This window comes from Arthrobacter sp. JUb115 (assembly GCF_004365035.1).
Taxonomy (GTDB): Bacteria; Actinomycetota; Actinomycetes; order Actinomycetales; family Micrococcaceae; genus Glutamicibacter.
In genome coordinates this window covers 105,276-131,482 of the sequence record NZ_SOBS01000001.1, presented here as the reverse complement: position 1 = coordinate 131,482, position 26,207 = coordinate 105,276, and the positions used below count along the sequence as shown (strand labels likewise).

The window sequence follows — 26,207 nt, the reverse complement described above, 5'->3', positions numbered from 1 at the left end:
TGGCGGGCCCGGTCCCGGAGCATTGCCGGCTCATGGAAATAGGCTGCAAGTGGGATCTGCCACGCTTGGAACCAGCGACAGCCTTATTCTCTGCACAAGCCATATACTGGAAGGCGTGAGTAAAGCCGGGCAGAACACGCAAGAGCAGGCCTCAGGCCTCGTATTAGTCGACAAAGAGCAGGGAATGACCTCCCACGATGTGGTCGGTCGCATCCGCAGACTTGCAGGGACTCGAAAAGTCGGCCACGCAGGCACCTTGGACCCCATGGCCACCGGCGTGCTGGTTATCGGCGTGAACAAGGCAACCCGGCTGCTGACCTACATCGTCGGCCACGACAAGACCTACACCGCCACCATCCGGCTGGGGCAGAACACCGTCACGGACGATGCCGAAGGCGAAATCATTTCCGAGCGCATCGCCGCAGCGGTCAGCGACGAAGACATCGAGCGCGAGATCGTCCAGCTGCGCGGAGACATCGAGCAGATTCCGAGCTCGGTCTCGGCCATCAAGGTCGATGGCAAGCGTTCCTACGCTCGCGTGCGCGCTGGCGAACAGGTAGAACTCAAGGCCCGCCCGGTCACCATTTCGCGGTTCGAGATCCATGAGGTACGCCGCGAAAACGGCGGCAAGATCCTCGACGTCGACGTCACGGTATCGTGCTCTTCTGGAACCTACATCCGTGCGTTGGCCCGCGACCTGGGCGAAGCATTGAACGTTGGCGGGCACCTGACGGCGCTGCGCCGTACCGAGGTGGGCCCATACAAGATCGAGCTCACCCGCACCCTGGAGCAGCTGGCCGGGGAATTCGAGATTCTCCCAATCGAAAAGGCTGCTGCCGCGCTGTTCCCGAACCGCACGGTCAGCGTCGACGAAGCCGTGGAATTGTCTTTCGGCCGCACCATCCCCGCCTCGCATCTGGGTATGGACATTGCCGAAGGCCAGACCGTTGCGGCTTTCGCTCCCAATGGCGTGCTGGTCGCACTGCTGGAAGACAAGGGCGACAAGGCGCGTACGGCCTTGGTCTTCACCGCTAAGTAATCCCGAAAGGAACTGGCTTGATTGCCGTCAATGGATTCTTCATCGCCGGAGCGGTGGTCTGCGCACTGGCATTGCTGGTGGCAGTTATCGCAACCGCTATCCGCAAGCACCCGGATGACTGGGCGCTGATCGGTGCGGTGGCCACCGAGCTTTTCCTGATTGCCTACGGCATCGCGGCCGCGATCCGCCAGGTCGGGGGAAATGCAGTGCAAGGCGACCCGGTGGAATTCTGGGGCTACTTCATCACAGCGCTGATCATGCCGCCGGTGGCCTTCTTCTGGGCGATCAGCGAGAAGAGCCGTTGGTCCAACGCCGTGCTGGCCGCGTCGGCCGCCGTCACGTTCGTAATGGTGTTCCGCATGGAACAGATCTGGCAGTAGGAGTACTCACATGGGTGAAAAGCCGCGAAATTCGCGAATCATGCAGGCCGCTCAGGCGCGCAGCACCAATAAGGCCCCCAAGCCAAGCCGGTCCACCGGACTGGGCCGGGTGATCATTGCCGTGTACGGCATCCTCGCCCTGGCGGCGAGCGTGCGCGCGGTGTACCAGATCATGAGCAAATTCGACGAAGCGCCGATCGCCTACAGCCTGTCGCTGTTTTCTGGCCTGGTCTATATCCTTGCCACATTCTCGCTGTCTTCAGCCAAGCGTGGTGCCTGGCTGGTTTCGCTCTGGGCGGTAGCCGTTGAATTGGCAGGCGTGATCGTGGTCGGCATCTTGTCGCTGACCCACCCCGAAGACTTCGCCCATCCGTCGGTGTGGAGCGGTTTCGGCGAAGGATACGGCTACGTTCCACTGGTGCTGCCGATTGTCGGCTTGTGGTGGCTGTACCGTAACCGTAACGAGCGTCACGCCTAAAGACGTGCAAGAATTACCACGGTGGGTTTTCCATCCACCGCAGCAGAATTTCTGAAGGAGCAAAGTGCACTATTGGAAGGGCTTGGATGCCGTCCCCGCGGATATGGCTCCCACTGTCGTGACCATTGGCAACTTTGATGGTGTCCACCTGGGCCATTGCGAGGTGCTGGATGCAGCTGTCGCGCAGGCCAAAGCACGCTCGGCTCAATCGGTAGCGATCACTTTCGACCCGCACCCGGCGCTGGTGCACCGTCCCGATGATGCTCCTGAATTGATCATGGGTCTGGCTGACCGCGTGGACACCTTGGCCAGCGTTGGCCTGGATGCCACGCTGATGATCCACTACACCCTGGAATTCGCGGACCAGAGCGCTGAAGAGTTCGTTCGCTCCATCATCGTAGAGAAGCTGAATGCCGTGGCCGTTGTGGTCGGGCATGATGTGCGTTTTGGCCGCGGCAATTCCGGGGACTTCAGCTACATGCAGGAACTGGGCACCAAATACGGTTTTGAAGTCATAGGTGTCGAAGACGTAGGGGACAAGCGCCGCTTGTCCTCGACCTGGGTCCGTGAAGAACTAGCCGCCGGCAATGTCGAAGCTGCCGCCGCGATCCTCGGCCGGCCGCATCGCATGCGCGGAGAAGTAGTCCATGGCCATGCCCGTGGACGCGAGCTGGGATTTCCCACCGCGAATCTGGACACCGAAGCCACCGGCATCATCCCCGCCGATGGGGTCTATGCCGGCTGGGTGATCGACGAGGCCGAGGTGCGTTGGCCAGCAGCAATTTCCGTCGGGTCGAACCCCACCTTCGATGGCGTCTCCCGAGTGGTTGAAGCCCACGTGATTGACCGCCCCGAAGAAGGCGTGGAAGATTTCGATCTGTACGGACAGCAGATTGTCGTTGAGTTCATTTCCCACCTGCGTCCGATGGTTGCCTACCGCGGCATCGAAGCCCTCATTGAGCAGATGACCGAGGACGTTGACCAGGCCCGTGCGGTGCTGGCTATAGAACGCCACTAGGAATCATGGCTGAGATACCATCATTGCCGCAGCGGGCCTTCGTCGTGGGCGCCCAGCGCCGCGATGAATTAGCTTCCGCTTTCCAAGCCGATGCCGAAAGCTACGACAAGATCCGTCCTTCCTATCCGCAGGAAGCCTTGGAATTCACGCTGCAGCACCGACCGGTGAGTGCCATTGACATCGGTTGCGGTTCGGGGATCTTCACCGAACAGCTCATCCGTGCAGGCCTGGAAGTCAGGGCCGTAGACCCATCGGCAGAAATGCTCTCGGTCCTGTCCAAGCGGCTGCCGGCGATCGAGGTAACCTGCGCCGCAGGTGAAGCGACCGGCTTGGAGGCCGATAGCGCTGGCCTGGTGACCTATGCCCAGGCATGGCACTGGGTGGACCACCCTCAAGCCAGTGCCGAAGCGGCCCGATTGCTCCATGATGGCGGTTGGCTCACCCTGCTGTGGAATCAGCTGGATGTCGCCATTCCCTGGGTTCACCGCTTGGCACGCATCATGCATGCCGGCGATGTGCACCGGCCGGAGCTGGAGCCGCCGTTGGGACCCCAGTTCCAGAAGCCGGAGCATGGCATCTGGCATTGGTCCATGGAACTGGATTTCCACGAGATCGTCGAGCTGACCAAATCCCGCAGCTACTACCGCAAGTCTTCAGAAACTACCCGCGCCAAGGTGGAAGCGAACTTGGCCTGGTATTGGCAGGAGCATCTGGGGCACGAGCAGGACGCAAAGGTGCAGGTGCCCTATCTCACCCATGCCTGGAGGTCCCGCCGGCGCACCCGTCGGTGATATGATTGACGATGGTTCTCGCTGCAGTCCGCGGTTGCGAGTTTCCGCCGTGAGCGTCTCGACGTTCGCACCGACTTATGAACGCGGTCCAACTCTAGGAGTTTGTTATGGCATTGGATGCCACTATCAAGAACGAAATCATCAAGGCTTACGCTACCCACGAGGGTGACACCGGTTCGCCTGAGGTTCAGATTGCCGTCATGTCCCGCCGTATTTCGGACCTGACCGAGCACCTGAAGATGCACAAGCATGATCACCACACCCGCCGTGGCCTGATGGCTCTGGTTGGTCGTCGTCGTCGTATGCTCGGCTACCTGAAGAACACCGACATCGAGCGTTACCGTTCGCTGATCGAGCGTCTGGGCCTGCGCAAGTAGTCCTCTGCTTCAGAGCAAGAAATTCCCCGTCTCCGCTTCAGGAGTCGGGGATTTTTCTTTGCCTCCGGACCTTGGCAACGCCGCTCATGTGTTCGCGATTTGCCGGCACGAATCAAGATCAGTAATCGACAGAGGCAAGAATCGGATGAATTCCTGCTCTCCCAGGCTCATCCCGCAGGCAAGCACATGACGGAACAGGCGTCGGAGAGGCCTTGGACGCTCCCGCTAACGTTTCCCCGGATTAAATTCCGCCCCGAATATCTCGGTATCTGACCTTCCTGTGGAGCCACATACCGTTGGGCTAAGGCTAATGAGCCATCCCGCGACATCTTCCGAAACCTGAAGGTCACTTTGACCTCAGGTTTCTTCTCGTTTCTCCAGTTTTCCATGCCCTTTCCGAGGCGCCGCCCAAGTGGTTGCATGGCTACCAAGCACGGAAAAAGCGCGAAATAGAGGGGAACAGGGATGAATAATTTCAAACGGTTGAACTTTCGAAGCATGGGCACGGCGGCGGGGCTGACGGCAGCAGCGTTCTTTTTAGCCTCATGCACTGCGTCAGCTCACGGCACGGATCTTGAGAACCCTGACGGCACAATAACCGTCCGCTACGAAGGAAGCGCCAATACCGTGATCCTTCCGGAGCTGGCTGAAGACCTGGGCTACCTTGACGGTGTGTCCTTGGAATGGGTTGGCAACAACTCCAGCGGGCCCTCGGCGATCCAGAACACAGCCACCGGCGCCACCGAGATCGGCAGCGCGTTCTCCGGAGCAGTGGTGAAGCTGCAGGAAGCTGGATCGCCTGTCACCGCGGTGGTCTCATCCTATGGTTCCAATGCAGACTACTTTGTCGGGTTCTACACGAGCGAAGACAGCGGCATCAAAGAACCGAGGGACCTCATTGGCAAGACAATTGCAGTCAATACTTTGGGCGCTCATTCCGAAGCGGTCGTTAGCAGCTATCTGAAATCCGAAGGCCTGACGCCGCAAGAGATCGAGCAGGTGCAGCTGGTCGTATTGCCACCTACCGACACCGCACAAGCCGTTCGCACCCATCAGGTCGACGTTGGCGCTCTTTCCGGGGCTTCCCAAGTGCATGCGGTGAAGCTAGGCGGCTTGCGAGAAGTTTTCAGGGACACGCAAGTCTTCAGCAACTTTGATGCCGGAGAGTACGTCCTTCGGGATGATTTCATCGCTCAATACCCTGAAGCAGCGCATTCCCTGGCCACTGGCATTGCCAAAGCAGCGGACTGGGCTTCGACGCATCCGCGCGAAGAGGTCATCAAGAGATTCACCGCAATCGTTGAATCCAGGGATCGCGGAGACGACGTTGAAGCCCTGCAGTACTTCAACGGCTATGGCTTGGGCGAACACGCAGCCATCGAAGATGAGGACTTCAGCAGATGGGCGCAATGGCTCAACGACGCGGGGATTCTCGAAGGAGAAATCACCCCCAGCGAGTACTACACCAACGAATTCAACGACCTCGCAAACGAAGGGCAGTAATCGCGCATGTCTACCATTGAGATCAAGAACTTGGGCAAGAAATTCCTCCGCTCCGGATCAAGTGAAGATACTGCCGTCACGGCCATTGAATCACTGGATCTCCGGATCCAGGACGGAGAATTCTTCACCCTTGTCGGCCCCAGCGGATGCGGCAAATCCACTCTTCTGGATATCTTGGCCGGGTTGGCCGCGCCAACTTCGGGCGAAGTTCTCGTTGATGGCGAGCCGGTCTCCGGTCCCAGCCTGGAACGTTCAGTAGTCTTCCAGCAATACGCGCTCTTCCCATGGCTCACGGCAGTGGCCAATGTCGAGGTGGGGCTGGAGAGCCAGGCCCGTCGCGGTCGGGGACTGGACAAATCGGGAAGGCGGATCCGCGCTAACGAATATCTGCGACTCGTTGGCCTGCAGGGTGTGGAAGACAAGTACCCCCACGAACTATCCGGCGGCATGCGTCAACGCGTGGCCATAGCCCGTGCCTTGGCCCATGAACCCAAGGTGCTGCTGATGGATGAGCCGTTCGCCGCCCTGGATGCCCAAACACGCGAACAACTCCAGGACTTGCTGCTAGATATCTGGAGTCGCACCCGAACCACGATTGTCTTCATTACGCACGGCATAGAAGAAGCCGTGTACCTGGGGCAGCGGGTAGCGGTGATGTCCTCCAAACCCGGACGAATCAAGGAGATCATCAACATTGAACTCGACGGGCGCCACAGTGTTGATGACATCCGCTCGGCTCCCCAATTCAGCGATTACCGCCATCGCATCTGGACGCTGCTTCACGAGTCCGCTCCCAGTGCCGGCAAATCGCCGGTGAGCCACAAGTCGCTCGTTTCTCCAGGAGTACCAGCATGAGCACCTTAGCCGTACCGGACCAGCGCCTGCAGGGCTCCACCGGGGAGTCAAACCGGCCTTCTCCTTTCCTGCGTTTGGCCGGAAGACTGCGGTCAACGCTGTACCGTTCGGGTGCGATCATCGGTTTTCTCCTGGTGTGGGAGCTTGTCCCGCAATTCGTCCTGGAACCATCATCCCGGGTCTTTCTTCCTCCCTTGCATGAAGTCCTGCAGGCACTGGGGAAGATGATTGCCTCAGGGGATCTGGGCACGCACATCCTGGCAAGCCTAGGCCGGGCGGCCGTAGGATTCACGCTCGCTGTCCTCATCGGCGTGCCAGTCGGATTGGTCGTCGCGTGGTTCTCGAAAGTCGGCGATTTCCTCAACCCGTTGCTGGAGGTATTCCGAAATACCGCGGCCTTGGCGTTGCTTCCGGTCTTCACGCTCCTTCTCGGTATTGGCGAAGTATCCAAAGTATCGATTGTCGTCTACGCGGCGTTCTTCCCGGTGCTTCTCAACACCATCCTTGGAGCACGCAGCGTAGATCCCTTGCTGATCAGGGCGGCAAAAACCTTGGGGCTCACCAGCTACGAGATCTTCGCGAAAGTTGTCTTGCCCTCGTCCGTACCCATCATCTTCACCGGCGTCCGGATGGCAGGAACGTCATCCGTGCTGGTGCTCATCGCCGCCGAAATGATCGGCGCCAAGGCTGGACTGGGCTTCCTGATCACCAATTCGCAAGCCAGTTTCCTGATCCCGAAAATGTACGCAGCCATACTCACTGTCGCCATCCTAGGCTTCACGGTCAACGCAGCACTTGTAGCGCTGGAGCGCCACTTCTCGCGCTGGGCTCGCGCCTAGACAATCTTCCTACCGAAGGGACTACAACCATGACACGAACTTTGACTCTCAACGCGTTCTTGATGACTACCGGGCATCATGAATCCTCATGGCGCCTGCCGCTGAGCGACCCACATGCCGGAACGGACATCGGCCACTACATCCGTTTGGCGCAGCTGGCCGAGAAAGCGAAGCTCGACGCGATCTTCCTCGCAGACGGCCCCGTGCTTCAAGGGCCGGTCGCCCAACGACCTGCAGGAATCCTCGACCCTGTGACAGTGCTTTCTGCCATCGCCCCGTTGACCCGGCACATTGGGCTGATAGCGACCGCATCAACCAGCTACAACGACCCCTATAATCTTGCCCGCCGCTTTGCAAGCCTGGATGTGATCAGCAATGGGCGTGCGGGCTGGAACGTCGTCACCACAGCAGGCGATGCAGCGGCGAGGAATTTCTCCCAATCCGCCCAATTGGACAGCTCGCAACGATACCGTCGCGCCGAGGAATTCCTGGAGGTGGTCAAGAAGCTCTGGGACTCCTGGGAGCCGGATGCAGTCGTCGCTGACAAGGGAAGCGGGATCTGGGCGGATCCGGGCAAGATACACCCCGCGGCCCACATCGGGGAGCACTTCCAGGTTGCTGGAGCGCTCAATGTCCCGCGGTCGCCCCAGGGGCATCCGGTGATCGTCCAGGCGGGAGCTTCGGCCGCCGGCAAGGAATTCGCCGGGCGATGGGCTGAAGCCATTTTCACCGCTCACCAATCATTTGAGTCTGCCAGGGACTTCTACCAGGAAATCAAAGACAAGGCAGCAGGCAACGGCCGAGCAGCGCATTCGGTCAAAGTCCTTCCAGGAATTGTTCCCATCCTTGGTTCCACGGAAGCCGAAGCCAATGAATTGGCGGATTCCCTGGATGAGCTCATTCTGCCGGAATACGCCAGGAATACTCTGGCCCAGCAGTTGCATGTGGAGCCGGCAATCCTTGACCTGGACCGAGAACTTCCCGCCGAGCTGGAGAATACCGTGGCCAAGGAGAAATCCACCTCCCGAAGAGATCTCATCTTGGATCTGGGTTACCGAAGGAAGCTCACGGTTCGCCAGATCATCCGGGAGCTAGGTCCTGGCCGGGGACACCAGACGTTCTCGGGTACGCCGGAGCAGCTGGCGGACCGGATCGAGTACTGGTTCAAAGCCGGAGCGGCCGATGGATTTAATATCATGGCTCCGGTCTTGCCGGCAGGTCTCGAAGTATTCACGGAGCAGGTAGTCCCGATTTTGCAGCAGCGCAAGCTCTTCCGTACCGAATACGAGCAGAGTACGCTTCGCGGAAACTACGGGTTGCCAGTACCGGCAAATAATCGCCTGGGCTTGGCATTCTAGAGCCTGAAAGTCGTGTACCGAAGGGCGAGAGCCATTGCTCTCGGCCTTCGGTTGCCGGTGGGATCAGGCCCCGGCGGATACCGGTTGCTGGTTCAGCTGCGTCCTCCAGGAATGCCCTGGGTGATCAGCATGGAGAAACCGCAAGGAAAGTACTGGCGAGGGGAGCCGCACGAAGTTGATTCGACAAGGCTCCCACCACGGGCAGCAGCTGGTGAAGAGCAAATCGAAGTAGCGCGATTACTACCCGGCAACGCGCAAGAGCAATAAGAGCTTCATCAGCGCCAAGGGCCTGGCCAAAACCAAGGCTGTCACCCGTGGCAAGAAGGGCAACGGCGTTTGGGCGCTTTCCAGGAACAAAGCAAAATCCCTAGCTGCAGCTACTAAGGACGGCAAGGCGCCAGTTGGACCCGAAATCAGTGGAGGAGGCAAGAAGGGTACATGTGGCACTTCCACCCCAACAAGCGGACCCCTGACATTCATCTCTTCTACGGAAGCTCGACCTGGGAAAGAACTTGCACGAAGCATTGGTGCCGCCAGCTACTGTTGGCGGCACCAATAGTGCTTGAATTGGGGAACTATGACTGACTACCAAGAACTCTTGCAGGCTGCTCGTGCACACTACGGGGTTGGCGCTGCTCCACGCGTGTCGGAAGCTGCAGCACTTCTCACCTCGTTGGGTGGCAAGACCTTCGACTACTCCAGGTTCGCCGGCAACCTCATCGATGAATATGTAGACTCGGCACGTGTAGTTGCAGCCTACGATATTTCCGACCCAGAGCTCCTTGCTTCCCGGTCCTTGCCGGTTGAACGCGAAATGATGGAATGGCCTCCCGAAGAAGATGAAGACAGCTACGACGTTGTGTTCACTAAGGATGAAGAGCTGTGGAACGTCATTCAGAACGAGCTCGGTGGGATGAGGCGAGCAATTGTCTTGCTTGAGCATGCTGAAGGGGATGCAGGCGCTGTAGGCAACTTCCGTGTAGCTGGATTCGCACAGTGGCTAAGGGAGACGCTCTGGGCTGCTACCGGTGTCGTTCCGCGAGATCCAGGCTGGCCGGATGAGAGCGCCACTCTGTATGAGAAGGCTTTTGCGATGCAGAGACGGCCAGGTTGCGAACCAGACCCAATCGATTGACGAGTATTGTCGGGTCAATCCGAGACGCTTTCCAAGCTGCTTGCATCACCAGCCACGCTTTCGGCAAGGGGTGCACGGCGTTGCATGGAGTACGGAATGCGTTATATAAAGTCCAGTAGAAGTCGAAAACGCTTGGATCCGCGAAGCTACACGGATCCAAGCGTTTTTTATGAGATTTCGGGCTGGGTTACGACTTAGCTCATTGTGCCTCGGCCTCGGACTCGGCGGCTGCGGCTTCAGCGGCCTTCTCCTGGTGGATCACTTCGGCCAAGAGCTTTTCCATTTCCTTGGCGACACCTGCGGCGGAAGCTGGGTTCTGTCCGGTGACCAGGCGTTCGGAGACTTGTACATTCTCTTCGAAGTTATCGGCGGCGATATGCGTGGCGCCTTGCTCGGTGAGCTTGTCGGCCAGGAAGAACGGAATGATCTTATCCTTGCCTACGGCCACTTCTTCATCGTTGGTGAATGCTGCAACGGTTTTGCCACTTAAGAGTTTCAAACCATGATGCAGCTCGACATCGAGCAGACCGGCCGGGCCGTGGCAGACTGCACCGACAACGCCGCCCTTGTTGTAGATAGCGCCGACCAGCTTTTGCAGGCCCTCATTATTGGGGAAGTCCCACATGGTGCCGTGGCCTCCCACGAGGTACACGGCGTCGTACTGTTCGGGGTCGACGACTTCAACCCTTGCGGTGTTGTACAAGCCGGCACGGGTCGTTTCGTCCTGGGTGAACTGGACCTGGACCGGGTCGTCCTGGTCCACTGTGTCGCGCGGGGGCTGTCCGCCTTTAATGGAAGCGAAGTCGACGAAGTGCCCGGAATCCCGGAACACCTTCCATGGATGTGCGGCCTCGGCGACGTTGTATCCGGTAGGTTCCTTGTCATTACCGATTTCGGAAACGCTGGTCAGGACCATGAGGATTTTCTTCAAGGTGTGCTCCTTTCGCATTCGTCCTTCCACCCTTGTACAACAGGCAGGCTGTCGCAAGGGCGATGCGCAAGTTGCCAGTTTGCTTTCCGGAATCGTGCTCCGGAGGGAGAACAAGTGGGACGTGGCTCCTGTTTCCAGCCCCGGAGCGAGTTTGGCGTGCGTTGCCAACTAAGCATGCGCCTAAAGCCAACGCCCTTGGGGCGGACTTTGCGAGAATGAATGCACCGGCCGGGATATGCCGTGCATCACTTCTTGAACCTTGGAGAGCCATCCCGGATTGGTATCTTTCGAAAGGATTGCACTCGTGAACACCGCCCCTAGCCTTCTCTTGGTCAACGGCACCATCCATACGCTGGATCCGCATGAACGCATAGTCAATGCGATGGCCGTCCGCGCAGGAAAGATTGTCGCGCTCGGAGAGGATGCGCTGGCGCTGCGTGGGCCGGAAATGGAAATTATCGATCTGGACGGGGCCACGATCATGCCCGGGCTGATGGACGTGCACAATCATCACATGCTTGCCGGGCAGATGGACCTGTTCGAGCTCAACGTTCCGCCAACTCTCAACCTGGACGAGTTCCTGGAGGCAGTCGCGGTCTGGTCGGATAAGCTGGCTGCGGACCAGTGGGTCATCGGTGGCAGCTGGGGTTCGGGCCTGTTGAGCGAGATCAATACGCCCCAGGCACTGGCGCGGCTGGATCAGGCCACCGGCGGCCGGCCGGCCTTGCTCAAGGATGATGCTAAGCACAACCGATGGGTGAACAGCCATGCCTTGGAGCTTGCGGGCATCACCGGCGCGACCCCTCACCCCGAAGGCGGGGAAATCATGCGGGATGCCGAAGGCCGAGCCACCGGCGTGCTGCTGGAAGCCGGCGGGGTAATTGTCGAACAGGTCCGCGAATCAATGAGCCCCACGCCGACTTGGCAGTTGGCCGAAGCGGCATCGCGGGGCATGGAAATACTGCATTCTTACGGCATCACCGGTTTCCAGGATGCTGCCGCCTCCTTGCAACTCATGCAGGCCTTGAAAGAACTCGATGAATCCGGGAATCTGCACGCCTGGGTGGTTTCCAGCATGCAGGCCAATGACTTCATTTTCGGGACCCATCCGCTGGGCGAGGGGATCATTGCCGAGCGCGAGCAAACCAGGTCAACTCATCACCGCCCGGATTTCATCAAGATCTTCCTTGATGGCGTTCCGCCGGCAGGGACCGGAGCCTTCATCGAACCGTATCTGGAGGGGGCGGGATTCCCTGAATGCCATTGCGGCAACACCACAATGCCTCCAGAAGAACTCGAGGGCTGGTTGATGAGCACGGCGCGGCGGGGCATTTCCGCGAAGATCCACTGCACCGGCGATGCTTCGGTGCGCCTGGTCCTGGACACAGTCCAGAAGGTGCGCGATGCAGGTCTGGGCGACCCGAAATACCATATCGCCCACGGCCAGTTCATTCACCCGGATGACCTGCCGCGCTTTGCAGAACTGGGAGTCACCGCGGATATCTCGCCGTCACTGTGGTTCCCCGGGGTGATTACCGAAGCCATGAAACTCGTCCTTCCCGCCGACCGGGCATCCAAGATGCACCCGAACAAGACCTTGCTGGCCACCGGGGCGCTAGTTGCCGGCGGCTCGGACTGGCCGGTGAGCGTTTCCCCGAACGCATGGGAAGGAATCTACGGTCTGGTCACCCGCAAGGATCCTACCGGAGCTTTCCCCGGAACGCTCTGGGAGGAAGAAGCCGTGACCTTGGCGGATGCCTTGCGCATCTACACGATCAATTGCGCCAAAGCGATGGGACTGGATGACCTGACCGGGTCGCTGGAAATCGGTAAGTCCGCTGACTTCATCATGCTCTCGGCAGACCCGTTTGAGGTGCAACTCGAAGAGCTGCCGCAGATCACTGCACAGCAGACCTGGTTCAGCGGGCAAAAGGTCTACGACCGACTCGGATCCTCGAGCGTGCCGGTGCGCTAATCGCCTGCCCAGCACGTTGTTCTCAGCCGGCCAGGGTATCGGCCGGAGCATCATTATTTACCCGCGGCAACTCGCCGCTGTCTCGAAGGGAAGCCATGGACTCGATACTGGCTGGCGCGCGCACAAAAACAGGCGGCGACCGCGGAACCTACATCTACATCGGTGCCTACAGCGCGGTGCTGTACATGGTGCTGCTGACCGCACCGGTGATCGCCTCCAAGCTGGTGGCGCAATTCGGCCTGACGGCTACCCAAGTAGGCGGGCTGCTGTCCATGGAGCTCGGGGCCTTCAGCTTGGCGACTATCCCCGCCTATCTGTGGCTCAAGCGCGTCAACCTCGTGACGGCAACTCGTGTCTTCACGCTGGTTGCCGTGGCCGGAAATGTGGTCTCGGGCTTTGCGGACAACTACGCGCTCTTGGCGGTGTGCCGCATTGTGACGTCCCTGGCTGCTGGCTCGATCACCGTGGTGATCCTGAGCTTGAGCGGCAGGAGCGCGAACCCAGGACGGGCCTATGGGTTATTCGTTGCGGCCCAGCTGGTCATGGGCGCCGTGATTCTGGCGCTCTTCCCGGTGCTCTTCGCGGATTCCGCGGTGTCTGCGATCTACTGGACCATGGCTGGGCTAGCCCTGTGCTGCATGGCGGTTGCGCACCGCATCGATGGCAACGTGCTGTTGGGAAGCGCCGCTGACCCGGCTGCCGATAGTGCCAACTACGGGCACCGGCCGGCCCCGAGATCCAAGGCGTTTCTGGCCCTGGCGGCGGTAATGCTTTTCTACGTAGCGTTGAGCGGGGTGTGGTCGTTCATGGGGCAATTCGCGGCGTCCGCGCAGATCAATTTGGGTACGACGAGCCTGATTCTCGCTGTTGCGACAGTCCCGGGAATTGCTTCCTCCTTGCTGGCCACATTCCTGGGCGACCATCCGCGCCGCCCGCTGTTCCTCATTCTCGGTTATCTGGCGATGCTGCTGTCCATCGGCTTGCTGTTCGGGTTGAGCGGAGCCGTGCAGTTCGCGGCCGCGGCGATCATCTTCAAATTCTCCTGGACCTTCATCCTGCCCTACTTGCTGGCCACGGTCTCCGACCTGGACTCCAGCGGCCACCTGATGAATTCCACGAACTTGATGATCGGCACCGGGTTCGCGCTTGGACCAGTTCTGGGCGGCATGCTCATCGAGGCTGCCAGCGGCTTTGGCGTGCTTCTCGTCGCCTGCAGTGTCGGAGTGCTGCTGTCCATGACCTGCGTGGTTCTCGTCCAGGGCCGCAATCAGCACGGCTTGCCCCAGCGCGTCGCTCCAATGGGAATTCCTGAATAGCAGTGCACGGTCCACCACCGGCACAACGGGTCCAGTGGAAATCGGCGACCTTCCAGGACCTGCGCCGCCGATAACGGTGCCGAGGCATCTTCATGGGCCCATGCGATTGGCCCCAGAGCGCTATGAAGCCCCAGCCAGCGTCCTCGATCCTGCCGGGATCACGGACACTTGCTGGGGCCGAAGCGCGCTTTTCCGACTGGCGAGGAGCTAGACTGCCAGCTTGCGGCGGATGAAGCCTGAAGCCTGGTCTACCACGATGATCAAGAGCAGGACGATGATGATGTGCGTAAGCATCGTATCGAACTGGAACGACTTGATCGCCTGGTTGATGAGCAAGCCGATGCCGCCAGCACCGACCAGGCCCAGGACCAGTGACGAACGGACGTTGACGTCGAAGCGGTACAAGAGCAAGCCGACGAACTGCGGGATCACCAGCGGCAGTGCGCCATGGGTAAGTTGCTGAACCCGTGATGCGCCGGTGGTGGACAGCGCTTCCTGCGGGCCCTGATCGGTTTCTTCCAGGGACTCGGCCCAGAGCTTTCCCATCACTCCCGTGTTGTGGCAGATCAGCGCCAGCACACCTGCGAAGGGACCCAAGCCCACGGCGGTGACGAAGATGAGCGCAAAGACGATGTCCGGAACCGCGCGGAAGAAGGACAAGATGCTGCGTGCTGCTTGGTAGGCCAGCGGATGCGGCGTCGTGGTGCGGCATGCGAGCACAGCGAGCACCAAGGCCGTAGGAATGGAGAAGGTCGTACCCAGCAAGCCGATCCACAAGGTGACCAGCGTTGCCTCCAAGCCAGGAAGTATGACCTTGTCCCAGCTCAGATCCGGCGGGAATGCGTCGCTGATGAATCGTGCCATCCCGCGCCAGCCATCCACGAGCAGCGCCGGATCAAAATCAGTTCCCGCGATGGCCAGCAGATGAAGGACGGCAATCACTGCAACTGCGGTGATCCAAAGGGTACGCCGGGCGGCCTTGTGCGGGTCCCTGGGCAGTGCTGGGGCGGATTTTCCAGCGATCATTTGCGAAGTGCTTTCCACTGCCTGTTCCTTGATGCGAGTCCGGGTATGGAGGCTCATGCTGCAATCCTCTCGGGAGAGTAGAGAACGTCCAAGAAGTCGTCGCCGAGATTCTGGACCGGACCGTTGAAGGCGATACGTCCATGCAGCAACCCGATCGCCCGGTCTGCGTAGCGTTGTGCAAGCTCTGGCTGGTGCAGAACCGCGGCGACTGCAAGGTTTTCGTCGTGCGCCAAGGTAGCGAGCAATTCCATGATGTTCTCGGCCGCATGCGGGTCCAGAGCAGAAACCGGCTCATCGGCAAGCAGCACCGACGCGCGCTGGCACAGGGCCCTGGCGACGGCTACGCGCTGCTGCTGTCCGCCAGAAAGGCGCCCGACCTTGTCCAGGGCGCGGTCGGCCATGCCAACCCGGTCCAGGCAGGCCATTGCTTCTTCCCGCAGTTCGCGCGAGAAGAAAGCGGGGGAGAATGAGGCCAAGCCGGTGACACGGGCCAGGGCGCCTGCGCAGACATTGTCCAGTGCTGTGCGGCGGGGCACCAGATGGATCTTCTGGAACACCATGGCTGCCCGGGATCGCGCACGGGCTAGATCACGGCCATGGAGATCGGCCAGGTGGATGCCATCCAATTCGATGCTTCCCGAATCCGGCGTGGCCAATCCCGCGACGCACTTGAGGGTGGTGGATTTTCCGGAGCCGTTGGCACCCAGAAAGGCCACGAGCTCGCCGCGGTTGACGGTGAAATCGACATCATCAAGCACGCGGCGCTGGTTGAAGGTCTTGGCCAGGGACTTCACCGAGAGGGCCGGACGGGCCAATTGCGTGGTGTCCATGGTTAGATATCGTCCTCGGTGAGGCCCATTTCGGAAGCCAGGTCGAACAGCGGGCCGTAGGTTTCCTTGGTGACTTCCAGCAATGGGCCCGGAGGGGTCACATCCAGGAAAGCTCCTACCTGGGCGATATCTTCCTCCGGCAGGTTCAGCAGCGCGTGCTTTACGGCCTTCTTCAGTTCGGGATCGGCATCGGCGCTGATGGTGATCGGGTCATTCGGGATGGGTTCCGAGGTCCAGATCTGGCGGTAGTCTTCCGGGTTGAAGGTGCCTTCTTCTTCGGCGACTGCCTGGGTCTGCGAGTTGAGCTGGGCGGCGTCGACGGTTCCGTTGGCCAGGGCCAGCAGCGCTTCGGGATGGCCGCCCGCGTAGTTCAAGTTGACTTCCGACTCGGCAATGCCGGCAGTCTTCAGTGCGTAGCGGGGCAGGACATCTCCGGAGGTTGAGCCCACGCCGCCAAGTGCGAAGTCCTTTCCGCGCAGATCTTCGAGGGTCTTGATTTTCGAATCCTTCGCAACCCAGATGCCGCCGGTGTAGGTGCTGAGCTCACCTTGGGAGGTTCCGAAGGACACCAGCGGTTCAGCGCCGGCCTGCTGGCTGGCGAACACGTATCCCACGGGACCGAACTGGCCAAGATCCAGCTTTCCATTGCGCATTGCCAGTACCTCGGCGGCGTAGTCCTCGACAACTTGTACCTCGACTTCGCATCCGAGCTCGCGCTCCAATGCGTCGGCGAGCACGCCGTACGCCGGTTCGAGCTTGGCTGGTGCTTCGTAGGGCTCGATGCCGAAATTGATGGGCCCATCGGCGCAGAACGCGGGGGCAGCGGAGTCGGCCTGCTCATCCGCCTGGGCGGACCCGCAAGCGGTGAGGGCCAGCAGGCCCAGCGAGACGGCAGAGAATTTAAATGCCTGAGAGATCTTCATGGTTTGCTCCAATGCGTGGTGTAGCTAAGCTAGGCGGTGATCGACGAAGCCATGGCCGGCTTGGCGAGGTTCTTGATGTTCTTGTCGGCCAGGCCGAAGGACAGGGTCATTCCGACTCCGGCGGTCACGGAGACGACGGTAATGGCGTCGGCGGCATTGCGGATGAGCAAGGGGCCGATAGCGCTGGAGGCATAGATTCCTTGCCAGCGTTCAATGACTTTCAGCTCGGTGCCACTCATGTAGTCCCCGATGGCCGAGAGCAATGTTTGCGAGGTCGCTTCCTTGAGGAAGGGAGCTTGGGTTGCGGCGTAGCTGTGCGAATCTCCCATGAGCAGGGTGCCGTCGGGCCTTTGGGTGAACATGACATTCGCCTGGATATCCAGCAGCTCCGGGTGCTCGGCGAGAACTTCAGCCTGCAGGGCCTTGGCTGCTGGCACTTCGGTGAAGGCCTCGTAGCGCAGCATGGAGGTGGCGGTGAGGACGGCCGGCTTCAATTCCAGGTCTTCGGAAGCTTCTGCGCGGAGCATCTGCAGCGCGCACCGGGTGATCTGGTGCTCCTGCGCGATCTGCGGGAAGAGGTAGTCCACGTCGTGGCCGACGCAAACGAAAACCTGGTCGGCTTCGAAGGCGCCGCGATTAGTTTGCACGCTGGCCCGGCGATGCCGGCCGGCACCGAATCCCAAGGCGCTGGTGCTGAACTGGACGCTGCCAGCAACATGGGCGTTGACCCACTGGCCCAGCTTGGCCACCGTGGTGCGCGGGTCGACGCGCAGGTCATCACGCAGGAACGCGCCGCCGAGGAATCCTTCGGTGCTTTCGCGTCCGAGCTGTTCTGCGATGTCCTGCGCGTTGAGCATCTCGACCTGTCCGGTTTCGCGGCGTGCGGACAGTTCGCGCAGGACCTGCAATTCCGTTTCTGTCGAGGCCACCACGACAGCTCCCGATTCAACGGCCCAGAAGCCAGCGCGTTCAGCGTAGTCAAGCCACAAGGGACGTCCTGACTGCGCCAGGTCGTAGAGTTCGCCGGACTGCGCGGTGATGCAGCAGTGGCCGAAGTTGCGGACCGATGCGCCGATGGCCTCATGGTCACGTTCCATGACGATTACCGAGAGGCCGGCGTCCAGGGCTCGAGCGGCATGGGCCAGGCCGACAATGCCGGCGCCGATCACCAGCACATCTGCGTGGTTGGCGACTGGCCGGGTCTGCGGGAAATTTTTTTCGTTGCTCACGACAGTGATCATCCATGCCCGGGATGAGCGGATTCAACCCGAAATGGCACTTGTTTGAACAAGTTTGCCTAGAGTTCAGAATGGGGTCCGTCTATTCACTTTCAGTTCACTGGAATGTCTTGTGAATCGCTGATTTCACAATAAAACCACTTGTATGATCAAGAGGTGATGGAGAACAAGAAGCAACCCAAGTACCAAGCCCTCACCACCTGGTTGCGGCAGGAAATAGCGGTTGGCACATGGCACGAAGGAGATGTCCTGCCCAGCGAGGCAGAACTCTGTGCCCGCGCCAATGCCTCGCGCGGCACGGTCCGGCATGCGCTCGCCCAGTTGCGTTCGGAGGGCCTCATTGCGGGGGGACAAGGCAAGCCGCCAATCGTGGCGCAACAGGTGCAATCCCAATCGTTTACCACCTTCATGTCCTTTACTGATTGGGCGCGCTCCATCGGATTGGAGGCTGGACAGGAAACGCGGGAATTGGCGCAGCGCCCGGCCGATGCCCTCGTGGCCGAGCAGCTCGAACTCGAAGAAGGTGCCAAGGTGGTGCAGATCCTGCGCCTGCGCTTGCTCGATGGGAGCCCGGCGATGCTGGAGCGGACTAGCTTTACCCAAGAAGTCGGTCGGCTGCTCTTCGAATTCGATGCGGATGACGGTTCGATTTTCGAGTACCTGCGGGAGCAAGGCGTAGACCTCTACCGAGGCAAGCACACCATCGACGCGGTGGCGGCCGATGAACTGGACGCGCAGCTGCTGGGTGTCCGGCTCGGCGCCCCGCTCCTGCGCGAACGGCGCGTGACTTCCTCCAAATCGGGGCAGAAACTTGAGTACTCCGATGATCGGTATTTGCCGGATCTGGCCAACTTCACCATTGAAAACACCAGCGAGCATCGCGCCTCATTGAGCCGTGTGCGAAGCATTGCTGTCTGAACAGGAAAACACGATGAAACGAGAAGACATGTTTGAACTCATTGCCTGCGATATGGCTGGAACGACCATTGACGAGCATGCCGATGTGTACCGGGCTCTGGAAAATGCGGTGTGCGAATTCGGTGTTGAGGTCAAGGAGGAGGATCTGCAGCATTGGATGGGCGCCGAGAAGAAGGAAGCGATCAAAGCGCTGATTGAACTTGGCGGAGCTGTTGCCAGCGACGAGCAGGTGCAGGTGCAGTTTGACCGTTTCCGCCATTTGCTGCTGGGGTATTACCAGGAGAATCCGCCCGTCGCATTGCCAGGTGTCGTGCAAGCGCTGGAACGCTTGGCTGCCAGCGGCAAGAAGATCGCATTGACAACGGGGTTCTCGCGCGATGTTGCCGATATCATCCTCGATGGCTTGGGGTGGAAGGTCGGTCCTGGCGAACTTCTCGACGCAGTGGTTGCCGGCGATGAAGCCGCAGCGGGACGCCCCGCGCCGTACATGATTCATCGAGCCATGGAGCTGACGGGAATTCGCGATGTAGCCAAGGTTGTTGCCGCAGGCGACACCGCCAACGACCTGCTGGCCGCGCATCACGCGGGAGTGCATGGGATCGGTGTGCTGACCGGGAAGCTGGGCCGCGAAGAGCTGGACCGGTTCCCGCATGCCGCCATCCTCGAATCCGTGGCGGAGCTGCCGGATTATCTCGAGGCGATCGAGCCCGCGGCCGTGTAGTTCGACCCGAGTAATTTTGCAATGCGGAAGATATGTTTCGTTTCGGATTGGGATGCGGGATATGCTGAGCTCTAGTTGGAACATCCCATTGAGATGAAAGAGAGTCGTCATGAGCAAGACTGTTCTTCAGCGCCACCTGTTCGGACCGGGTCCATGCAACCCGTATCCCGAGGCAACGGCAGCGCTCGGCCTTCCGCTGCTGGGCCATCTGGATCCGGAGTTCATTGCACGCATGGATCGCGTTGCTGATGGTTTGCGTACTCTCTGGGGAACCGGAAACTCCCGTACCTTGCCTTTGAGCGCCACGGGCTCAGCTGGCATGGAAGCCGCTTTCGTCAACACCATCAACCCAGGCGACGTAGCGGTCATCGCGATCAACGGCTTATTCGGCGAGCGCATGTGCGAAGTTGCTGCGCGCGCTGGCGCTGAAGTAGTCCGCGTCGAGCATGAATACGGCACGCCGATCGATGCCGAACGCGTTGCCGCGGCGCACCCGAACCCAACCGTCATTGCCGGCGTGCATGCTGAAACCAGTACCGGAGTTGTTTCCGATATAGCCGCGCTGGGCGCAATCAAGGGCGATGCACTGCTGATCACCGATGCAGTGACCTCCATTGGCGGCATGCCGGTGCTGGCTGATGAATGGGGGATTGACGTTGGCTATGCCGGCACGCAGAAATGCCTCGGCGTGGCTCCGGGATTGGCACCATTTACCATTTCAGACCGTGCTTTCGAGCGCCGCGTCCAGAAGCCCCAATCCTGGTATCTGGATCTAGGCTTGCTCGGCGGCTACGCCACAGGTTCCACCGGGGGCCAACGCACCTACCACCACACCGCACCGGTCTCGATGGTCGCATCGCTGGAAGCCGGCATCGACCGCATCCTGGCTGAGGGCCTGGACGCGGTCACCGCCCGCCATCAGGAAGCGGGAGGCTTGCTGCAAGATGGCTTGCAGGAAATGGGCCTGGAGCTATTCGCCCAGGAGGGGTACCGCCTGCCGCAGCTGACGACGGTCTACGTTCCTGAAGGCGTTGATTCGGCGAAGGTCCGTGGATACCTGCTCGACCGCTTCAATATTGAAATCGGCGGCGGTGTCGGCAAGTACGCGAGCACCGTTTGGCGCATCGGCATGATGGGCCCCAACGCTAATCCGGGATCGGTGGCGCTGCTGCTGGCTGCGCTGAAGGAAGCGATCGGCAAGGCCTAGGCGCGCAAGGGCCGTGGTCCTCTGAATGCAAAGCGAGGCGGGACTAACCAGGGGATTCTGGTTGGTTCCGCCTCTTGCTGTTGCCCATGGGCTAGCTCAGCTGGTCCTGTGAATGCGCAAAATGCAGCTGCACTGAATCAGCACTGGTCGAAATCATGGCGTAGCCGCCAATCGGCAACGTGAACATCGGGGAGGTATGGCCGAAATCGAGGTTGGCCACAACCGGGATGCCCTGCAGGATCGGGTGCTTTGCGATAACTTGCTCCAGCAGGCTACGGGTGATTCCGGACTGCTGCTGGAAGCGCCCGATGGCCAGCCCGGTAATGCCAGCCGCGCTGGGGGACTGCAGGAACGAGGCGAGCTTCCGGGCGATTTCGTGGATGTCTTCTGAGGAGTCATCCTCGATGAAGAGCATTGCCCCGTCCAAAGATGGCATGAAATCGCCGCCCAGCAATAAATGCAGCGTGCCCAGATTCCCGCCAATTACCTTGCCCGTGGCCACCCCCTGGTTCAGGATCCATGGTCCGCTGGATGCTTGGACGGACCTGTTGTCTTGATCCATGAACCACAGATCGTCGGTGAATTCGCTGGCGTGCTCGATGGTCCACGAGTGCTCGTGGGTTGCGGTCCGGAACCACTGGCCGGTCGGTTCAAAATGATCGCGCATGCCGAAAGAGGACCAATGCGCACCGACATAAGTTACCAGGCCGGTCTTGGCGTGCACGGCGTTAGCCAGGGCGGTGAAATCCGAATAGCCGCAAAAGACCTTGGGATTGGCGGCAATGAGATCCCAGTCGAGGTAGGGGAGCAGCTCGTTTGAATTGAAGCCGCCAATGACCGAGATGATTCCGGCGACAGATGGATCGGCAAATGCGGCGTGCAGATCGGCCACGCGCGACGGGATCGGCGAGCTGTCGAAGTCATCGTTCTCGTCTACGTGATCGCCGAATTCCTGCTTGAGCCCCATGGCCTCGAAGCGTTCAGTGATCCACTTCGTATTGTCGTATTCCATCACGAAGGCGCGGGAGCACGATGGCGCAATGGCCCTGATGGTGTCTCCGGATTGCAATCGGGCTGGGACAATCGTCGGCTTCTCATGGCTTGTCATGCAATCAGTCTAGGGTCTGGCTTGGCAGGGGATAATAACCCGCACGCAGTCGCAGGCGACTAGTTGGCGAAATTTTCGCAACAAATGAAGATATTCCGCTCCAGCTACTGGGAGAATACTGCGAAATTCGATAACGTGGGCGGGACAGCGCAATTTCTCTAAAGAAAGAAGCAAATAAGGTGAAGTCCCTCTTCGACTTGGAATTCAAACAATTCATCACGCCATCGATCATCAAGATCGTTTACATCCTGATCATGGTCCTGTTGGCGATCGGCTACCTCGGAATCGTGATTTCCGGGTTCATGGCTGATGCAATGCTCGGCTTCCTCATGCTCCTGATCGTGGGTCCTTTGGTGTCCCTAGTCTATTTGGTACTGGTCCGTGCAGGACTCGAATCCTTGCTGGCACAGATCCGCACGGCAGAGAACACCACTGAACTCGTTCGTCTGGCCGGTGGCATCCCGCCGGCAGAAGGCGGCTACCGCCCGCACCCGGGTAATCCTCCTGCTCCCCAGCAGCCGCAGGATCCAACCGCCAATGGCGGCGGCACTCCGCCAGCCAACCCTTACCAGAAGTAAGTCCAACGGCCAATGGCCCGCACCCGTGGTGCGGGCCATCGGCCGTTGTTGAGCGAACAGCGTGCAGAACTACCAGTCGCTGGACGCTTTGAGCGACAGCACCGGGCAGGAGGCCTGGAGCAGAATCCTTTGCGCGTTGCTCCCCATGAGGAACTTGCCCATTGCCGTCCGCTTGCGCAGGCCGATCACGATCAGCTCGGCTCGTTGGGCCTGGGCTATATGCAGGATCTGGTCTGCCGCATCGGCACCCTGGGTGTGGCGCTCAATCCAGAAATCGATGCCGGCATCAGAAAGGCGGGCTTCCAGCTCGTGGTACTGCTTCGCGTCAATGAGCCTGTCGTCAACGAGCTGATCGCCCTTCGAAGAGTTCACTACGATCAATCGCACCTCGCTGCGCCTGGCTTCGAGAATGGCTCGTTCCAAGGCGGCTTCGCCTTCTGGCGAGGGAATATAGCCCACTACGATCGTCATGATTCATTCCTTTCAGCAGCCTTGCTGTTCTCATTTCCGTGGCCAGGCTTCGCCTGTTCCGGCTCGGGGCCGCCAGCTGCATCGTCGCCCAGCAGGGCCTCGGCGGCGGCAGACGCTGTCCCGCGTTTGCGCCGAATAACGGAGATCAGCACTGGCAGCAGGAGCAGGACGGCGATGAGCACGTAGATGCCCACGGCCAGCGGCTCGCTCCAGAGACCTGAGACTTCACCAGCAGAAAGCTGGAAGGTCTTGCGCAGCTGTTCTTCGGCCATGGGGCCGATGATGACACCAAGGATCAGCGGAAGCACTGGCAGGCCGAAGCGGCGCAAGGCAAAGCCCAGCAAACCGATCAGCAGCAGCAGCCAGAGATCAGCTACCTGCATGTTCACCGAGAAGGCGCCCAGCGTTGCGAAGAACAAGATGCCTGCGTACAGGTAGGGGCGCGGGATCTTCAGCAGCTTCGCCCACAGCGGCGCTAACGGCAGGTTGATCAGCAGCAGCAACGTGTTGCCAATGAACAAGCTGGCAATCAGGGCCCACACCAGGTCTGGTTCATTCTCGAAGAGCAGCGGACCGGGCTGGATGCCCTTCATGGTCAAGAACGCCAGCATCACCGCAGCGGTGGCATTGGTGGGCAAGCCCAAGGCGAGCATTGGAGTCAGGGTGCCAGCGGCAGAGGCATTGTTCGCGGCCTCCGGGCCGGCAACGCCCTCAATGGCGCCGTGGCCGAACTCCTCAGGATGCTTGGACAGCTTCTTTTCCGTGACGTAGGACAGGAAGGTCGGAACTTCGGCACCGCCGGCAGGCAGCGCGCCGAAGGGGAACCCAAAGGCGGTACCGCGAAGCCAGGGCTTCCACGAACGCTTCCAATCTTCCTTGCCCATCCACGGGGCACCCACCGGAATGGTGCGGGCCGGGCTGGTGCGCAAGTGCGCGGCAATCCACAGCGCCTCGCCAATGGCGAAGATCGCCACGGCGACCACCACGATGTCCATGCCGTCCACCAGGGGCGCGAAGCCGAAAGTCAGTCGCTGCTGCCCGGAGACCGGGTCCATGCCGACCAAGCCAATGGCCAAGCCCAAGCCCAGGGAAGCGAACCCGCGGATCTTGGAAGAGCCCAAGACTGCGGTGACAGTTACCAAAGCGAGGACCATGATGGCGAAGTAGCTCGGTGCGCCAAGGCTCACCGCGAACTTCACGACGATCGGGGCGACGGTCACCAGCAGCGCGGTACCGATGGTTCCTGCAACGAAGGATCCAATGGCCGCGGTGGCCAAGGCCTGTGCCGCACGGCCGGCCTTGGCCATCTTGTGGCCTTCGATGGCTGTGATGACTGTTGCCGATTCCCCCGGGGTGTTGAGCAGGATCGAGGTGGTTGACCCGCCATACATCCCGCCGTAGTAGATGCCGGCGAACATGATCAGTGCGCTGGAAGTTTCCATGCCGAAGGTCAATGGCAGCAGCAGTGCCACAGCCATGGCCGGGCCGATGCCCGGGAGCACTCCTACAGCGGTTCCCAGGATGACACCGGCGAAAGCGAAGAGCAGGTTAATCGGGGTCAGCGCCGCGGCGAAGCCGCCCATCAATAAGTCCAGAGTTTCCAATTAGAGCACCCCCGAGAGGATTCCGGCCGGAAGCTTGATGCCCAGGCCCAGATAGAAGCCGTAGAACGAACCAAGCGCCAAGGCAAGTGAAATAACCAAGGTCAATACCCAGCGCCGCGCACCCAGGCAGGTAGCCGCGCCGAAGAACATGATGGTTCCCGAGATGACCCAGCCAGCCCAATTCACGATCAGCAGGTTCAGCACGAAGATGCCGATCAGCGGGAGCAGGACCTTCCAATCCGAAGGCTGGCTCAGGTCCACGTCTTCGCCTTCTTCGCCCGCAGCAAGGTTGCCACGCATGACGGTGATGGCCAAGGCAATGGACGAAAGAATGAGAATGCCCGAGACGACGTAGGGCAGGGCCTTGGGACCTACAACGTCTGCCTGGGAGTACGTCACATGAAGCTGCGACGCGTCAACAAACACGATGATTCCGACGATAAGAAGAAACGCGGCGAACAGGAGTTCGACGCGTTTCTTCTTTGCGGTGGCTACTTCGCTCACGCCAGGCCCAGGGTCTTCAGGACGCTGGCAACGCGCTCGTCCTGGTCGGTGAGGAAGGCGGAGAATTCGTCGCCGGTCATGAAGGCGTCGCTCCAGCCGTTGGTCGCCAGAGCTTCCTTCCACTCGGCCGAATCATGCATTTCGGTGACCAGGTTGACCCACTTGGCCTTGTCCTCTTCGGAAATCTCAGGTGGAGCCACCAGACCGCGCCAGTTGGAGAACACCAGATCAATATCCGATTCCTTCAGGGTCGGGGCATCTACGCCTTCCAGGCGCTCTTCGCCGCTGGTGGCCAGTACGCGAACAGAGCCCTCTTCGATCTGCTGCATGTACTCGCCGGCACCGGAGGCAGCGAAGGCCAGCTTGTTGCCCAGGATGGCCGGCAGCAAGTCGCCGCCGCCATCGTACGATACGAAGTTCACGTCCTTGGGATCAATGCCCACGGCTTCGGCCAGCTGCATTGGCAGCAGATGGTCCGGGCCGCCAGGGGAGGAGCCGCCGCCGACCGAGAGCTTGCTTGGGTCGTCCTTCCAGGCCTTGACCAAGTCGTCAATGCTCTTGTACGGAGAATCCTTGGAAACCATGATCGCTCCGGGCTCTTCGATGAGCTTGGCAATCGGGGTGGTATCGGTCAGCTTGGAGTCGGTTTCGTTGGTGTAGCTTGCACCCACCACGCCCAGGCCCATGAGCATGGCCAGATCGCCATTGCCCTTCTCATTGACAATGCGGGCCAAGCCGACGGTGCCGCCGGCACCGGCAAGGTTGAAGACTTCCGGGTTGCTGGCCAGCGATGCGTCATCCATGACCTTGGCGGCAACACGGGCAGTGGTGTCGTAGCCGCCGCCTGGGGTGTTTGGAACCATGATGCGGAGGTTCGCGATGGGGCCCTTGGACTCTGCGGCGTCAGTGCTGGAAGACTCTGATGTCACGCCGCAGCCAGTGGCGGTCAGGGCCAGTGCAGCGGCAGCTGCCAGCGCGCTCAGCGCACGGAACGACTTGAACGGTTTCATGGGGATTCAGCCTCTTTGCTTTCATCGGGGTTGCGAGTGATACCAACTTACGTGCCATCGTGAGCCGGGTCACT

The 26,207-nt window shown here is 60.3% G+C and carries 27 protein-coding genes; 17 read left to right on the top strand and 10 right to left on the bottom strand.

Going from position 1 to position 26,207, the window contains the following annotated elements; translation table 11 throughout:
* Positions 1–115: 115 nt before the first annotated feature.
* The 11 genes from truB (at position 116) to EDF61_RS00575 (ending at position 9,773) form a co-directional block, all read left to right on the top strand.
* Entirely contained in the window at positions 116–1,039 is a 924-nt protein-coding gene (truB, locus tag EDF61_RS00625) for a tRNA pseudouridine(55) synthase TruB (protein WP_133832991.1), read from the top strand.
* A gap of 17 nt (positions 1,040–1,056) precedes the next feature.
* Entirely contained in the window at positions 1,057–1,419 is a 363-nt protein-coding gene (locus EDF61_RS00620) for a hypothetical protein (protein WP_105657288.1), read from the top strand.
* 10 nt (positions 1,420–1,429) lie between these two features.
* Positions 1,430–1,897 carry a hypothetical protein gene (locus EDF61_RS00615; RefSeq protein WP_181148828.1) on the top strand — a complete coding sequence of 156 codons (468 nt, stop codon included), beginning with the start codon at positions 1,430–1,432 and terminating at the stop codon, positions 1,895–1,897.
* 64 nt (positions 1,898–1,961) lie between these two features.
* Complete coding sequence (locus EDF61_RS00610; protein WP_105657289.1) at positions 1,962–2,915, top strand: bifunctional riboflavin kinase/FAD synthetase; 954 nt, start codon at positions 1,962–1,964, stop codon at positions 2,913–2,915.
* Between the two features lie 5 nt (positions 2,916–2,920).
* Positions 2,921–3,706: a class I SAM-dependent methyltransferase gene (locus EDF61_RS00605; protein ID WP_105661835.1), complete on the top strand. Its 786-nt coding sequence runs from the start codon at positions 2,921–2,923 to the stop codon at positions 3,704–3,706.
* A 107-nt stretch (positions 3,707–3,813) separates the two neighbouring features.
* Entirely contained in the window at positions 3,814–4,083 is a 270-nt protein-coding gene (gene rpsO, locus EDF61_RS00600; protein WP_013348393.1) for a 30S ribosomal protein S15, read from the top strand.
* A gap of 627 nt (positions 4,084–4,710) precedes the next feature.
* Positions 4,711–5,586 carry an ABC transporter substrate-binding protein gene (locus tag EDF61_RS00595; protein ID WP_166650649.1) on the top strand — a complete coding sequence of 292 codons (876 nt, stop codon included), beginning with the start codon at positions 4,711–4,713 and terminating at the stop codon, positions 5,584–5,586.
* 6 nt (positions 5,587–5,592) lie between these two features.
* Positions 5,593–6,441, top strand: coding sequence for an ABC transporter ATP-binding protein (locus EDF61_RS00590; RefSeq protein ID WP_105658237.1), 849 nt, complete (start codon positions 5,593–5,595; stop codon positions 6,439–6,441).
* Positions 6,438–7,280, top strand: a complete 843-nt coding sequence (locus EDF61_RS00585) for an ABC transporter permease (RefSeq protein WP_105658236.1) — start codon at positions 6,438–6,440, stop codon at positions 7,278–7,280. The genes EDF61_RS00590 and EDF61_RS00585 overlap by 4 nt, the downstream gene beginning before the upstream one ends.
* A gap of 29 nt (positions 7,281–7,309) precedes the next feature.
* Complete coding sequence (locus tag EDF61_RS00580) at positions 7,310–8,638, top strand: LLM class flavin-dependent oxidoreductase (protein ID WP_133832990.1); 1,329 nt, start codon at positions 7,310–7,312, stop codon at positions 8,636–8,638.
* Positions 8,639–9,215: 577 nt separating this feature from the next.
* Entirely contained in the window at positions 9,216–9,773 is a 558-nt protein-coding gene (locus tag EDF61_RS00575; RefSeq protein ID WP_133832989.1) for a hypothetical protein, read from the top strand.
* Positions 9,774–9,972: 199 nt separating this feature from the next.
* Here the strand turns inward: EDF61_RS00575 and EDF61_RS00570 are convergent, their stop codons facing one another.
* Complete coding sequence (locus EDF61_RS00570) at positions 9,973–10,704, bottom strand: type 1 glutamine amidotransferase domain-containing protein (protein ID WP_133832988.1); 732 nt, start codon at positions 10,702–10,704, stop codon at positions 9,973–9,975.
* 304 nt (positions 10,705–11,008) lie between these two features.
* Here EDF61_RS00570 and EDF61_RS00565 point away from each other — a divergent pair, with 304 nt between their 5' ends.
* Complete coding sequence (locus EDF61_RS00565) at positions 11,009–12,679, top strand: amidohydrolase (RefSeq protein WP_286172042.1); 1,671 nt, start codon at positions 11,009–11,011, stop codon at positions 12,677–12,679.
* A 95-nt stretch (positions 12,680–12,774) separates the two neighbouring features.
* Positions 12,775–13,995 carry an MFS transporter gene (locus EDF61_RS00560; RefSeq protein WP_133832987.1) on the top strand — a complete coding sequence of 407 codons (1,221 nt, stop codon included), beginning with the start codon at positions 12,775–12,777 and terminating at the stop codon, positions 13,993–13,995.
* Between the two features lie 207 nt (positions 13,996–14,202).
* Here EDF61_RS00560 and phnE read toward each other — a convergent pair whose 3' ends face one another.
* From phnE to EDF61_RS00540, 4 genes are read right to left on the bottom strand one after another with little or no spacing between them, the layout of a single operon-like run.
* Complete coding sequence (gene phnE / locus EDF61_RS00555) at positions 14,203–15,078, bottom strand: phosphonate ABC transporter, permease protein PhnE (RefSeq protein ID WP_286172041.1); 876 nt, start codon at positions 15,076–15,078, stop codon at positions 14,203–14,205.
* Entirely contained in the window at positions 15,075–15,851 is a 777-nt protein-coding gene (locus tag EDF61_RS00550; RefSeq protein ID WP_105658231.1) for a phosphonate ABC transporter ATP-binding protein, read from the bottom strand. Before EDF61_RS00550 ends, phnE begins: the two co-directional genes overlap by 4 nt.
* 2 nt (positions 15,852–15,853) lie before the next feature.
* Positions 15,854–16,774 (bottom strand): phosphate/phosphite/phosphonate ABC transporter substrate-binding protein, encoded by a 921-nt coding sequence (locus EDF61_RS00545; RefSeq protein WP_133832986.1) that lies wholly within the window; start codon positions 16,772–16,774, stop codon positions 15,854–15,856.
* Between the two features lie 29 nt (positions 16,775–16,803).
* Positions 16,804–18,003, bottom strand: a complete 1,200-nt coding sequence (locus tag EDF61_RS00540) for a TIGR03364 family FAD-dependent oxidoreductase (protein WP_286172040.1) — start codon at positions 18,001–18,003, stop codon at positions 16,804–16,806.
* A gap of 168 nt (positions 18,004–18,171) precedes the next feature.
* Between EDF61_RS00540 and EDF61_RS00535 the strand changes: the two genes are divergently transcribed.
* The 3 genes from EDF61_RS00535 (at position 18,172) to EDF61_RS00525 (ending at position 20,858) form a co-directional block, all read left to right on the top strand.
* Complete coding sequence (locus EDF61_RS00535) at positions 18,172–18,930, top strand: GntR family transcriptional regulator (protein WP_133833237.1); 759 nt, start codon at positions 18,172–18,174, stop codon at positions 18,928–18,930.
* A 13-nt stretch (positions 18,931–18,943) separates the two neighbouring features.
* Entirely contained in the window at positions 18,944–19,651 is a 708-nt protein-coding gene (locus EDF61_RS00530) for a phosphonatase-like hydrolase (protein ID WP_286172039.1), read from the top strand.
* 109 nt (positions 19,652–19,760) lie between these two features.
* On the top strand, positions 19,761–20,858 hold the full coding sequence (locus EDF61_RS00525) for a pyridoxal-phosphate-dependent aminotransferase family protein (RefSeq protein WP_105661843.1): 1,098 nt from the start codon (positions 19,761–19,763) through the stop codon (positions 20,856–20,858).
* A gap of 91 nt (positions 20,859–20,949) precedes the next feature.
* Here EDF61_RS00525 and EDF61_RS00520 read toward each other — a convergent pair whose 3' ends face one another.
* Positions 20,950–21,966 (bottom strand): S66 family peptidase, encoded by a 1,017-nt coding sequence (locus tag EDF61_RS00520; protein ID WP_105661844.1) that lies wholly within the window; start codon positions 21,964–21,966, stop codon positions 20,950–20,952.
* A gap of 179 nt (positions 21,967–22,145) precedes the next feature.
* On the opposite strand from EDF61_RS00520, the gene EDF61_RS00515 reads away from it, so the two are divergent.
* The gene (locus EDF61_RS00515; protein WP_105661845.1) at positions 22,146–22,544 is read left to right on the top strand and encodes a DUF4282 domain-containing protein; all 399 of its coding nucleotides are present in this window, start codon (positions 22,146–22,148) and stop codon (positions 22,542–22,544) included.
* Between the two features lie 69 nt (positions 22,545–22,613).
* Here EDF61_RS00515 and EDF61_RS00510 read toward each other — a convergent pair whose 3' ends face one another.
* From EDF61_RS00510 to EDF61_RS00495, 4 genes are read right to left on the bottom strand one after another with little or no spacing between them, the layout of a single operon-like run.
* A complete protein-coding gene (locus tag EDF61_RS00510; RefSeq protein WP_105658224.1) occupies positions 22,614–23,015 on the bottom strand; it encodes a universal stress protein in 402 nt (133 codons plus the stop codon).
* Positions 23,012–24,598: a tripartite tricarboxylate transporter permease gene (locus EDF61_RS00505; RefSeq protein ID WP_286134293.1), complete on the bottom strand. Its 1,587-nt coding sequence runs from the start codon at positions 24,596–24,598 to the stop codon at positions 23,012–23,014. Before EDF61_RS00505 ends, EDF61_RS00510 begins: the two co-directional genes overlap by 4 nt.
* A gap of 21 nt (positions 24,599–24,619) precedes the next feature.
* Positions 24,620–25,123, bottom strand: a complete 504-nt coding sequence (locus EDF61_RS00500; RefSeq protein WP_105658222.1) for a tripartite tricarboxylate transporter TctB family protein — start codon at positions 25,121–25,123, stop codon at positions 24,620–24,622.
* Positions 25,120–26,133 carry a Bug family tripartite tricarboxylate transporter substrate binding protein gene (locus EDF61_RS00495; RefSeq protein ID WP_105661846.1) on the bottom strand — a complete coding sequence of 338 codons (1,014 nt, stop codon included), beginning with the start codon at positions 26,131–26,133 and terminating at the stop codon, positions 25,120–25,122. The genes EDF61_RS00500 and EDF61_RS00495 overlap by 4 nt, the downstream gene beginning before the upstream one ends.
* Between the last annotated feature and the right edge of the window lie 74 nt (positions 26,134–26,207).

What these genes read in the sequence shown, in the direction of transcription:
- EDF61_RS00615 (WP_181148828.1), top strand. Translation starts at nt 1,430, where the DNA reads ATGGGTGAAAAGCCGCGAAATTCGCGAATCATGCAGGCCGCTCAGGCG.
- EDF61_RS00605 (WP_105661835.1), top strand. Translation starts at nt 2,921, where the DNA reads ATGGCTGAGATACCATCATTGCCGCAGCGGGCCTTCGTCGTGGGCGCC.
- rpsO (WP_013348393.1), top strand. Translation starts at nt 3,814, where the DNA reads ATGGCATTGGATGCCACTATCAAGAACGAAATCATCAAGGCTTACGCT.
- EDF61_RS00590 (WP_105658237.1), top strand. Translation starts at nt 5,593, where the DNA reads ATGTCTACCATTGAGATCAAGAACTTGGGCAAGAAATTCCTCCGCTCC.
- EDF61_RS00585 (WP_105658236.1), top strand. Translation starts at nt 6,438, where the DNA reads ATGAGCACCTTAGCCGTACCGGACCAGCGCCTGCAGGGCTCCACCGGG.
- EDF61_RS00580 (WP_133832990.1), top strand. Translation starts at nt 7,310, where the DNA reads ATGACACGAACTTTGACTCTCAACGCGTTCTTGATGACTACCGGGCAT.
- EDF61_RS00575 (WP_133832989.1), top strand. Translation starts at nt 9,216, where the DNA reads ATGACTGACTACCAAGAACTCTTGCAGGCTGCTCGTGCACACTACGGG.
- EDF61_RS00560 (WP_133832987.1), top strand. Translation starts at nt 12,775, where the DNA reads ATGGACTCGATACTGGCTGGCGCGCGCACAAAAACAGGCGGCGACCGC.
- phnE (WP_286172041.1), bottom strand. Translation starts at nt 15,078, where the DNA reads ATGAGCCTCCATACCCGGACTCGCATCAAGGAACAGGCAGTGGAAAGC.
- EDF61_RS00550 (WP_105658231.1), bottom strand. Translation starts at nt 15,851, where the DNA reads ATGGACACCACGCAATTGGCCCGTCCGGCCCTCTCGGTGAAGTCCCTG.
- EDF61_RS00545 (WP_133832986.1), bottom strand. Translation starts at nt 16,774, where the DNA reads ATGAAGATCTCTCAGGCATTTAAATTCTCTGCCGTCTCGCTGGGCCTG.
- EDF61_RS00535 (WP_133833237.1), top strand. Translation starts at nt 18,172, where the DNA reads ATGGAGAACAAGAAGCAACCCAAGTACCAAGCCCTCACCACCTGGTTG.
- EDF61_RS00530 (WP_286172039.1), top strand. Translation starts at nt 18,944, where the DNA reads ATGAAACGAGAAGACATGTTTGAACTCATTGCCTGCGATATGGCTGGA.
- EDF61_RS00525 (WP_105661843.1), top strand. Translation starts at nt 19,761, where the DNA reads ATGAGCAAGACTGTTCTTCAGCGCCACCTGTTCGGACCGGGTCCATGC.
- EDF61_RS00520 (WP_105661844.1), bottom strand. Translation starts at nt 21,966, where the DNA reads ATGACAAGCCATGAGAAGCCGACGATTGTCCCAGCCCGATTGCAATCC.
- EDF61_RS00510 (WP_105658224.1), bottom strand. Translation starts at nt 23,015, where the DNA reads ATGACGATCGTAGTGGGCTATATTCCCTCGCCAGAAGGCGAAGCCGCC.
- EDF61_RS00505 (WP_286134293.1), bottom strand. Translation starts at nt 24,598, where the DNA reads ATGGGCGGCTTCGCCGCGGCGCTGACCCCGATTAACCTGCTCTTCGCT.
- EDF61_RS00495 (WP_105661846.1), bottom strand. Translation starts at nt 26,133, where the DNA reads ATGAAACCGTTCAAGTCGTTCCGTGCGCTGAGCGCGCTGGCAGCTGCC.